At 59.5% G+C, this 10513-nt stretch carries 7 protein-coding genes and 4 pseudogenes; 7 read left to right on the top strand and 4 right to left on the bottom strand.

The genetic code is table 11. The features are described from left to right. A partial coding sequence (locus EN949_RS28175) for a hypothetical protein (RefSeq protein WP_164747208.1) occupies positions 1–403 on the bottom strand: 403 nt, incomplete at its 3' end. Beyond that, the gene (locus EN949_RS37155; protein ID WP_063169289.1) at positions 400–678 is read right to left on the bottom strand and encodes an AlpA family phage regulatory protein; all 279 of its coding nucleotides are present in this window, start codon (positions 676–678) and stop codon (positions 400–402) included. The genes EN949_RS28175 and EN949_RS37155, both read right to left, overlap by 4 nt. A 975-nt stretch (positions 679–1653) precedes the next feature. On the opposite strand from EN949_RS37155, the gene EN949_RS28165 reads away from it, so the two are divergent. After that, a complete protein-coding gene (locus tag EN949_RS28165) occupies positions 1654–3585 on the top strand; it encodes a potassium transporter Kup (protein WP_063169287.1) in 1932 nt (643 codons plus the stop codon). Between the two features lie 307 nt (positions 3586–3892). Next, positions 3893–4353 (top strand): annotated as a pseudogene (locus tag EN949_RS28160) (OB-fold nucleic acid binding domain-containing protein); the annotation flags it as partial. A 512-nt stretch (positions 4354–4865) separates the two neighbouring features. Here EN949_RS28160 and EN949_RS35995 read toward each other — a convergent pair. Next, positions 4866–5362, bottom strand: a pseudogene (locus EN949_RS35995) (aldehyde dehydrogenase family protein); the annotation flags it as partial. Between the two features lie 611 nt (positions 5363–5973). Between EN949_RS35995 and EN949_RS28145 the strand changes: the two are divergent. Further along, positions 5974–6312 carry a helix-turn-helix transcriptional regulator gene (locus tag EN949_RS28145; RefSeq protein ID WP_063169282.1) on the top strand — a complete coding sequence of 113 codons (339 nt, stop codon included), beginning with the start codon at positions 5974–5976 and terminating at the stop codon, positions 6310–6312. Further along, positions 6302–7618 (top strand): HipA domain-containing protein, encoded by a 1317-nt coding sequence (locus EN949_RS28140; RefSeq protein WP_063169281.1) that lies wholly within the window; start codon positions 6302–6304, stop codon positions 7616–7618. Before EN949_RS28145 ends, EN949_RS28140 begins: the two co-directional genes overlap by 11 nt. 569 nt (positions 7619–8187) lie before the next feature. Here the strand turns inward: EN949_RS28140 and EN949_RS28135 are convergent. Continuing rightward, a complete protein-coding gene (locus EN949_RS28135) occupies positions 8188–8547 on the bottom strand; it encodes a hypothetical protein (protein WP_126066776.1) in 360 nt (119 codons plus the stop codon). A 516-nt stretch (positions 8548–9063) separates the two neighbouring features. On the opposite strand from EN949_RS28135, the pseudogene EN949_RS36740 reads away from it, so the two are divergent. From EN949_RS36740 to EN949_RS28120, 3 genes and pseudogenes are all read left to right on the top strand, one after another. Next, positions 9064–9597: pseudogene (locus tag EN949_RS36740) on the top strand (IS21 family transposase); the annotation flags it as partial. 10 nt (positions 9598–9607) lie between these two features. Then, a pseudogene (locus EN949_RS28125) lies at positions 9608–9921 on the top strand (ATP-binding protein); the annotation flags it as partial. 192 nt (positions 9922–10113) lie between these two features. Next, a partial coding sequence (locus tag EN949_RS28120; RefSeq protein WP_164747207.1) for a hypothetical protein occupies positions 10114–10513 on the top strand: 400 nt, incomplete at its 3' end.

The following is a 10513-nucleotide window of genomic DNA, read 5'->3' as shown; positions in this document are numbered from 1 at the left end:
GCTTGGCATCCGCGTAGTCGCTGCTCCCCTCATTCCCATCGGACGCATTCATCGCCATATCGCGCGGGTCCAGATAGCCTTCGAATGCGGATTCTGCAAAAGGACCTGCCAGACACGCAACTATCTCTTGGATCGCTTCATCGCGTTGGAAATGTCGATCCATATCGTTCTCGAAAATCGGCTTTAGCTCCGAGGTGAATCCTTGCGCTGAATAGAAAACCGTGCCTTCGACAAAACCACCGCACTCTCCGTCACCGGCGTCGGGGTAAATACTAACACTTGAGAAAGCAGGGAGTTCACGGTCGTCGTCGAACATCTGACGGTGCAAAACGATGGCGGCCACCGCGTGCCCGGCTTCGTGATGCGCCACAGACGGGAGAAGATATTGGGAGGCTACATTCATGCGGTGCGGCTCTCAGATCTAGTTTCCATCCAAGCCCTGATATCGGATTCAAGCCATGCGACTCGGCCGGGGGAGATGCGACGCCGCTTAGGGAACAGGCCTGCCTTCAGAGTCGCGCGGTCGCGCTCGAACTGCGTTCCACTGAAGTGCTTCAGGGTCTTTGCCGACTGGCCGGCGGCCCAGGCAAGTGCCCGCTCGCCTTCCACATCTTCAAGCCAAAGATAGAGATCGTCGTCGGGAGCATCCAGCGTTGGACGGACATCAAATGCGTTCATGTCCGGACAGCCTTCAGAAAGAAGGGATAGAGGCTTCCGTTTGATCGGGAACGCTTAGTGTTGGTAGCGGCGCCCACATGTTCGAAAAGCGTGATCATTGATGAGTTCTTCCAGTCGGTGCGGCATCGCAGTGCTTTTGCGCATAGGACCGCAATTGTCGTGCCAACTGGGAAAATCGTTTCGGAACAACGTGATCGCTCTGGCAGCGTTGTGTCAGATGTCCGACATCGTCGAGAATCCGACAACGAGTGCTCCTCCTAATCACCGGATCAACCTCCGGCGCCAGTCGGTGACACCGCATTCCTCTGTCTTTCCAGGAGACGGCGTGGACATCAATGCCGTTCCTCACCGAACCCGCCTCCTAGCCCTTCGCCCATACGTCACGGCCGCCCCCCGGTTTGGCTTCAACCTGAAGGATTACGGCGTCCTCTTCGCAGAGAAGATCGGGTTGTTCGTGGCGCGCGCAGCGGAGCCCAAGGAGCTTTTCTGGGTTGCGGATACTGGCATGTCGATATTACGACCGTGTGTCCTTCGACAAGCTTGGTGGCTTCTTCAACCAGAATCTCGCCGCGGAGATCGAATCGTTATCTGCGCCGCAAAGTGCGGCCGGTGAGCGGCGTGGCCCTGCGTTCCAGTTGGCCACGGTCCTCGCTGGGACGAGCAAGTAAATGGCTTGCGCAGCAACGGTGCGATCACACCTGGAGCACGGCGTCATCAGGAAAGCGCCATCCTTGTGCGCCCACGACACCCTGGTCGCCATCGGCCGCATCGCGGGGGGGCACTGTGGGCGATAACCATTCATTGATCTGGGCGATTGAGGGTTCTGCCGGGGCGCTATTGCTGCTCGGTAGGGCTGCGGGCTGGCGAGTCTACCAAGGCGAGCAACGACAGGCGAGACGGCAGACATTACGTGACGGAACTTGATATTGCAGTGCAGCAAGCGTAGAGCACCGCGCGCTTATCGGAGTGTCGTCCATGGCCCTTACCAATGCTGGTAACGAGGCAGAACCTGTCGAACAATCGAGCCATTCTGAGGTCGAGCAGCACAGCACCAAGGCGCTGATGTTGGGCGCACTAGGTGTCGTTTATGGCGATATAGGCACCAGCCCGATCTATGCATTTCGCGAGGCGTTGCATGCATCAGCGGGTGGCAACGTCGCCAGCCGTGGCGACATCCTCGGCGTACTCTCGCTGATCATCTGGTCCCTGACGATCACCGTGACGATCAAATACATCATGTTCGTGCTCCGCGCCGACAATCGAGGCGAGGGCGGAGTGCTGTCGCTTATGGCGCTGGCGCGCAACAGTTTCCCGACCTGCTCTGCGGTGATCCTCGGCATCGGCATCGGCATCGGCATCGTCGGCGCGGCGCTTTTTTTTGGCGACGCCGTCATTACGCCGGCAATCTCGGTACTGTCGGCGGTCGAAGGTATGAATGTCGTCACGCCGACGTTCCAGCCCTATGTGGTGCCGCTGACACTGGCCATCCTGGCGATCGTGTTTGCGGTACAGCGGTTTGGCACCGGCGGCGTAGGATTGGTGTTCGGACCCGTTACCGCGCTGTGGTTCCTGGCCATCGGCCTTTCCGGGCTCAACCACATCATGGACGACCCGGAAATCCTGCTGGCAATCAGCCCGCATTACATCGTGTCGTTCCTGGTCAACTCGCCTGACGTCGCCTTCGTTACGGTTGGTGCAGTCTTCCTCGCCGTCACCGGAGCCGAGGCGCTCTACGCCGACCTCGGCCATTTCGGCCGCAAGCCGATCGTGCTCGCCTGGCTGGCGATCGTGTTCCCTTGTCTGTTGCTCAATTATGTCGGGCAAGGCGCCTTCGTGCTGGCAAATGGCGGCGTTGTCGGTCATCCGTTCTTCGAGATGAACCAGGGCTGGACGCTTATTCCGATGGTCGTGCTTGCCACGGCGGCGACCGTGATCGCCTGCCAGGCGGTGATCTCCGGCGCCTTTTCGCTGACCAGGCAAGCGGTACAGCTCAACATGCTGCCGCGTTTCGTCATCCAGCACACGTCGGAAAAACAGTCGGGCCAGATCTATCTGCCGCGCATCAACCTGATGCTGGCGCTGGTGGTGATGCTGCTGGTGGTCGGCTTCGGCGAATCCAGCCGGCTGGCCTCGGCCTACGGTATTTCGGTGACCGGCAATATGCTGGTGACGAACATACTGCTTTTTGTTGTGATGACGCGCATCTGGAAATGGCCGCTCGGCGTCGCGATAGCCTTAATGGCGGTGTTCGTCTTCATCGATACCGGCTTCTTTGCAGCTAACATCGTCAAGGTATTCGAAGGCGGCTGGGCCTCGCTTGCCATTGCCGCAGTGATCGTGATGACCATGTGGACTTGGATAAGAGGCAGCAGGTATCTATTTGACAAGACGCGCAGGAACCAGATTCCGCTCGATTTCCTTGCGGGCAATCTGTTGAAGAAGAAACCGCAGCTGGTGTCCGGTACGGCCGTGTTCCTGACCAGCGATCCCGCCAGTGCGCCGACCGCGTTGATGCACAGCCTGAAGCACTACAAGGCGCTGCACGAACAGAACGTCATCCTCTCTGTGGTGACGGCGCAGCAGCCCGTGGTGCCCGACAGCGAGCGGATCAAGATGGAAACGATCAATGAGCTGTTCATGCGGGTGACACTGACCTTCGGCTACATGGAACAGCCTAACATCCCGCGTGCGCTGGCGATCTGCCGCAAGCAGGGTTGGAAGTTCGACATCATGACGACGTCCTTCTTCCTGTCGCGTCGCTCGCTCAAGGCGTCACCCAACTCCGGCATGCCGGTGTGGCAGGACAAGCTGTTCATCGGCTTGGCGCGCACGGCCGCCGACGCGACGGAGTATTTCCAGATCCCGACCGGACGTGTGGTCGAGATCGGAACGCAAGTGGCCGTTTAGGTATGCCCGGTTAAGCAGAATCAATTGGCATTTCGCGAGCCGGTGAATGCCTGACCGGGCGGAGGCCACGATGCTTGCGCCAAACTGGGGTCCGGTTCCAGGCCTGAAGCTTCCGGCCCCGAAAGCCGTCCTTTACGCCTGCGATCATTTCCGTTCCGCATTGTCTTGCCGACCCACCAGTCGAGATGCGCTGAAACGACCTCGCCGGGCAGCAACTTATCATTTGAACCTAATCGATGTGCCGCAAGTCCGACCTTCATTCTTCAGTTCACAGGCTAGCGTTGCCAAAATCGGCGTGCCGCCTAACCGGCGCCGCACCGTGACCTGTCAGGATGCTATGCAGGCGCGAGGCAGAAGCTGGCTCGAGGCCGCCGGCCTGGTGCTGGTCCGGCAGCGGCCGGGCTCGGCCAAAGGCTTCATGTTCCTCTGGAGGATGAGACGGGTGCGGCAAACGTCGTCGTCTGGGTCAAGATCTCTCGAGAAATTCCGGCGCGTGCTTCTTGCTTCGGCCATGCTCGGCGTCCGCGGACGCATCCGACGGAAGAGGAGGTGGTGCACCTCGTCGCCCACGAGCTGACCGATCTGTCGGCCGGGCTGGCCAGCGTGGGAAACCGCAAGACGCCGTTTCCGTTGCCGCACGGCCGAGGGACGAGGCTCATCACGGCGGATCGGGCATCGATCCGCGCGGCATGCCGAAGGGGCGCGACATCGTCGATGCAGTATGACCATATCGACCCTATCAAGTTCAAGACGCGTAACTTCCGGTAGCGCTTCCGGAGGCCACTTCAGCAGCATGTTGTGCACACTTTTGTCGGACCCTGTTAACTGCCGATTGGCAGCAGGTCACCCCGTGCCGGATCCCAAATGTCGTCGCTCTCAAGCGCAACGACTGCCCGCACCCTTTTTAAGTCAGCGAGCACCTCCACCGCCGGACGCCGCCCCGTTTCCTGAGCCGCGGCGTAACGGGTGTATTTGTGACTGTCCGGCTCAAACCACTTCAACGATTCCAAAGTAGCCATGGCATCGCCCTTGCGGCTGCGCGTGATGCGAATGATCGTGATCCCATCCTAAGCGCTCGCGTCGAATGGAGACACGCTGCCAACGCTTCATCTGCTCTACCCCATCTTTGTTCCAAGGCGGTCGGATCATCTCAATGAGCCCTGCCTCGGGGTGGCCAAAGCATGCATATTTATCGTTCGGCCCCGCATCGAATTATCATCTGCGATGTGGGACTCGATCTTGGGTTGGCGACGGCTTCGCTCCGGGAGTAGACGTCGGACCACTGATAAGTGCCGGACCTTCTCCACAATTTCTCGGCGGACTCATCGTGAACGCTCGATTGGACGTAAATGCGGTTCGCGGAAACGCAGGTCTGGCCGGCATTGCGGAACTTCGCCTGGACCGCACCGTCAACAGCACCGTCAATGTCGGCATCATCGAAGATGATGAAAGGTGCATTGCCGCCGGTTTCAAGGCTGACCTTCTTGATCTGGTCAGAGCACTGACGCATCAGCAGCCGTCCGACCTCGTTCGAACCGGTAAAGCTGATCTTTGGAATTGGTGCAGAGTTCACGGCCCACGCGATCACCTTCGGACGCATAGATCAGGTTGACCACGCCATCGGGAAAGCCGGCCTGATGGCGAGAGCAAACATTGCACCTAGCCACGCCACGATAAGATCGAGCGCGGCTTCGTTGCGTGCGGGTCTGTGGTCAGTGGAGGGCGGAGGAAAAGCGCTCGGCGTGCTCGCCCTCGCGATACCACTGGTTCGCGCCGGCAAGCGCCAGTTTCTGAGGCAAATCGCCGAACAGCTGGTAGAGCCTTACTCTCAGGGCTTGGCATCTATGTCGCCTACGACCGCCACATGCAGCCCGTCGCGTGCGAAAGCGGCTTTGTGGAAGGCGCTTAGATCGGAGGGCGTTACGCTAGTCAGCCTCCCTTGGGCGGTCTCGAATACGGATGCGTGCGTAGATTCCGCGCCGCCAGGCCAGCTCGGCGATCGCATGAGGTTCGCGCTCATTGGCAATGATTTCGGAGAGAAGCTGGGCGCGTATGCGGTCGAAAAGTGCTGGTGTAGCCGGATGCGGGTCCCGCCGCCGAGAATGTCGGCCAGCAGTCGAGCGCCGCGGCCCCGCACCAGGGACCGCCCATGAATGACTCATGCGAGGCGTCTCAAGGCTGTCCGCGATCCAGCGCCAGATCTCCGCCTCGCCCGAGACGCGCAGAGCTGGCCGGTTGTGCAGGAGCCGTCGGCAATATCCGCCTTCCTCGTTCGGATGGGTAACGCTTGCGATACGGAGTCTTGACTTTGGCAGTCGCTCTGTGACATTACCTATATAAAGTTCGAAAGAAGGCGATATGGATCATGCATAGGTCACAGAGACCCGAATGAAGGCAACGTATAAACGCACCTATTCGCGCTACGCGATGGAAGCGCTTGGCCTTTTCGGTAAGACCATCCGGCTTGGCCGGATGCAGCACCGGTTAACCGCACAGGAGTTAGCCGAGAGAATCGGTGTTTCACGCAGCACCCTGCAGCGCATCGAGAAGGGCGATCCCAAAGTCGAAATCGGACTGATGTTCGAAGCTGCTGCCATTGTCGGTGTGAAGCTGTTCGATGCCGACGGCAATGGCATCACAGCCCTCACAGGCCGCATGGACGATCGCATCGCGCTGCTGCCGAAGCACGTCTACAAGGCCGGCAAGCAGATCGTCGATGAGTTCTAAGGTCCCCAAGTACGACGAAGCCTATGTCTGGGTCTGGCTGCCGGGCGAGACCGCGCCGGTTGTCGCCGGGCGGCTATATGCCCATGACGGACTCGTCAGCTTCAACTATGGCAGGAGCTTTCGTGAACTGGGAAGCGCGATCCCGCTTTATCTCCCGGAACTGCCCCTGAAGGCAGGCGAATTGCCTTTGCTTCCTGGCCTAACCATGCCGGGATGCATCCGCGATGCTGCCCCTGATGCCTGGGGACGACGGGTTATCCTAAACCGCAAATTCGGTGTGAAGGGCGATGAAATCGCGCGGCTCGATATTTCAGAACTGACGTTCTTGCTGGAATCAGGCTCGGACCGCATCGGCGCGCTCGATTTTCAGTTTTCGCCAATGCATTACGAGCCGCGCGCACTGGCCAATGCCACTCTCGAAGAGCTTGTCCAATCGGCGGAGCGGGTAGAGAAAGGTATTCCGCTCACCCCCGAATTAGATCAGGCGCTGCATCACGGCAGCTCGATCGGCGGCGCAAGGCCAAAGGCGCTGATCGAGGGTGACGCCGTCAAGCATGTCGCGAAATTTTCCTCGTCTGCCGACCTTTACAGCGTCGTCAAAGGAGAATTCATAGCCATGCGGCTTGCCGCCTTGTGCGGCATCAGAGCGGCATCCGTCTCGCTCGTTCGCGCCGCAGGCAACGACGTGTTGCTCGTCGAGCGATTCGACCGGATCAAGGTCACGGGCGGCTGGCAACGCAAATCCATGGTCTCAGCGCTGACGATGCTCGCGCTCGATGAGATGATGGCGCGTTACGCCAGCTACCAGGATTTGGCGGAGATCATTCGCCACCGATTCACCGCGCCGTCGGAAACTCTGCGCGAGTTGTTCAGCCGCATTGTCTTCAACATACTTTGCGGCAACACCGACGATCATGCCCGCAACCATGCGGCATTCTGGGACGGCGCTAAGCTCACCCTCACGCCTGCGTACGATATTTGTCCGCAGGCCCGCAGTGGCCAGGAGGCCAGCCAGGCCATGCTCATCAGCGGCAATAACCGCATGAGCCGGATAGCGTCCTGCCTTGAAGCGGCGCATCACTTCCTGCTCAGCGCGCCGGAAGCTCTTGCGATTGTTGAAGGCCAGCTCCGATGCATTGCGGAGAATTGGCCGCGTGTCAGCGAGGAAGCTACGCTATCCGGCACAGATCGCAATCTGTTCTGGGGCCGACAGTTCCTCAATCCCTACGCTTTTACGGCGCTGGAAGGAAGCGCCGACGTTCTCCGCGCTCTGGCTGACGAACTACGCAACAGTGTTCACGCCTGATCCGGCGCTGGATTTCGGACAAGCTCGGCAAGCGCAAGACGCCCACAATATCGACAACCCTTGCCGTGCCAGGACGAAGATTGAACAAACGGCTCTTCAACAGTGACAACGTGCACTGCGGAGAGATGTGGAGCTGACACCGCAAAAGCCCAAGACGCGCGACTTCCCGCGATACAACTCCACATAACTGAGCGTCTACAAGCGGTGCAGCCAGCCAAACATCCAGCCATCAAAGCGATGATCGTCTGATCTTTTGCCGATGACATCACGTCGGGGAAGCCTTGTTCGAGCGCTTGCCGCTTCATATCGATACCGGCCTGGGCGTAGCGCATCGTTAGTTCAGCCCGAGTGGCCTGGCCATCGACTGATGGTGGCGATGTCAACACCCGCCTTGACGAGGTGGATGGCCGTCGTGTCCCGCAAAGGGCGATGATGGATGCTTTTTTCCGCCATGGTGGTTCCTTCGCCCGCAGCCATGTGTGCGCAGCAAGTATGGAACACCGAACCGGGTGAGCAGTGTGGGGCGGTCGTTGCTTTGCTCGGCGGGACAGGGCGATACCAGACGAAGGTCACAATCGAAGATTCAGGATCCCTGAACTCGTGCATCCGTATTGAACATCAGCGAAAACAGAGCGTAATCCCGCTGTCCAGAAGGCGTGCGGCGGACGATACGCGCCAGGACGCTCTTGATTTCCGGGCTCATCGAGATATTCGACAGGTGCCACCCACGCGCCCTCTTGAAGGGAAGTGTCACCACCAGTTGCAGCGTATCCTAATATTCGGGGTGCTCCGAAATCAGGAACCGCGCAAAGGCATGCATCGCCGCCAGCCTTGCATTGCGGGTCGCAACTGCCACGCTCGACCTCAAGTGATGTGAGAAAGCTGCCCATCCTGTCGGTATTGATGTCGGAGACCGCTTCTTCTTTCAAGAATATCTTCCCGCTCTCCCGCGGCATGAGCCCGTGGCATGCTTCGGCCCAATGCTGTGGATTGATGTTTCTTCATGCCACAACCTCGCTGACGAGACCGCCGAAAGCCCCTTCAAAGCGGTCGGTGGCGATCTCTCGCAGCTTTGGAAGGTAGTGCATTGATTTTTCGTGGAATGGGGACCCTGTTTAAAGGGTGATTTTCGTCCAAACGGGACCCCTTAACGATGGGGTCATCAAGATGCCTCCGGCTTGATCGGAGGCATTTGTGTTTTGGATGTTGGTTTTAGAGACGATTGCAAAGATACGTCGGCTGTCGCTGGTCCAGGGGAAGTCGATCAAAGCGATCTGCCGTGAGCTGAAGATCTCGCGCAAGGTGGTGCGCAAGGTCCTGCGTTCTGAGGAGACGCAGTTCCGCTACGAGCGCAAGCACCAGCCCTATCCCCGCATGGGAGCTCGGCGTGAGACGCGGGACCGGCTGCTGTCGGCGAATGCGGCCAAGCCGCAGCGGGAGCGGCTGCCGGTCGCTTCGACGGCTTCCATTGCATTCCCCCGTCGGTGTCGAAGACCTGCACGGTGCGCTTCGACAACAACAAATACTCGGTGCTGTCGAGTGCCGTCGGTCGGCCCATCGAGATCCATGCTTATGTCGATCGGATCGCATCCGCCAGAGGATGGCGTGGTCGTGGGAGAACACGTTCGCTCCTTTGGCCGCAACGAGGTCGCCTACGATCCCTGGCACACGGCGCGCGCCGTTCCTTGGCTGGGTCGTGCGGTCGGCAATGGAGAAGGTGCGGCGCAGCTCAAGGCGGTTGATGACGTCGACCGGCAGATGGTGTTGATCCTCACCTGGGTGCTGACCGACGGATTGAGCGCGGTCGAGGCCGCCTGTCAGGAAGCCATCGAGCACGGTGCATCGTCGGCGCCGGTGATCCTCAACATCCTGGCCCGCAGCCGCGATCCGGCGCCGGGCACGATCCTTTCCATTCCCCAAGCGCTGAAGCTAGCTCACGAGCGGTCGCCGACTGCACCCGCTATGACAGTCTCAGGAGGACAAACAGCCATGGAACGCACCGAGGTACTGGAACTGATGGGAGCGCTGAAGCTCTACGGAATGCGCAGAGCCTATGACGAGATCATGGGCGCGTCGCCATCAAGCGACGGCACGAGCCGCCCAGGATTGTCGGTGATCTCTTGCAGGCCGAGATATCGGAGAAGCAGGCCCGCTCCATCAAATACCAGTTCGCTGTCGCCAAGTTGCCGCTGGCCAAGGACATCGACGACTTCGACTTCGCCGACACGCCGGTCACCCCCTGATGCGCGATCTCGCCCGGCCGCGCCTTCGTCGCCGATCAGCGCAACATCGTCCTGGTCGGCCGCCTTCACGGGTCACCCAACTCGCGCGGAAGGTCGACCGCATTGCGACGGGCGCGTGTCGACTTCCCAACAATGTCAGACAGGAGACGCAACGCTATCGGAGCGATCGCATTGCCCGAAACGATTTTCCCAGTTGGCACGACAATTGCGGTCCTATGCGCAAAAGCAAACTAGACCTGAGAGCCGCACCGCATGAATGTAGCCTCCCAATATCTGCCGCTTGTGGCGCATCACGAAGCCGGGCACGCGGTGGCCGCCATCGTTTTGCACCGTCAGACGTTCGACGACGACCGTGAACTCCCTGCTTTCTCAAGTGTTAGTATTTACCCCGACGTCGGTGACGGAGAGTGCGGTGGTGTTGTCGAAGGCGCGGGTTTTTATTCAGCGCAAGGATTCACCTCGAAGCGAAAGCCGATTTTCGAGGACGATATGGATCGATGTTTGGAACGCGATGATGCGATCCGGGAGATAGTTGCGTGTCTGGCAGGTCCTTTTGCAGAATCCGCATTCGAAGGCTATCTGGACCCGCGCGATATGGCGATGAATGCGTCCGATGGGAATGAGGGGAGCAGCGACTACGCGGATGCCAAGC

Source organism: Mesorhizobium sp. M7A.F.Ca.US.007.01.2.1 (assembly GCF_003998165.1).
Lineage (GTDB): Bacteria > Pseudomonadota > Alphaproteobacteria > Rhizobiales > Rhizobiaceae > Mesorhizobium > Mesorhizobium ciceri.
This window is presented reverse-complemented; position numbering and strand designations above follow the sequence as displayed.

Coding starts and splice junctions, on each gene's coding strand:
- EN949_RS37155 (WP_063169289.1), bottom strand. CDS start 678: ATGAACGCATTTGATGTCCGTCCAACGCTGGATGCTCCCGACGACGAT.
- EN949_RS28165 (WP_063169287.1), top strand. CDS start 1,654: ATGGCCCTTACCAATGCTGGTAACGAGGCAGAACCTGTCGAACAATCG.
- EN949_RS28145 (WP_063169282.1), top strand. CDS start 5,974: ATGAAGGCAACGTATAAACGCACCTATTCGCGCTACGCGATGGAAGCG.
- EN949_RS28140 (WP_063169281.1), top strand. CDS start 6,302: ATGAGTTCTAAGGTCCCCAAGTACGACGAAGCCTATGTCTGGGTCTGG.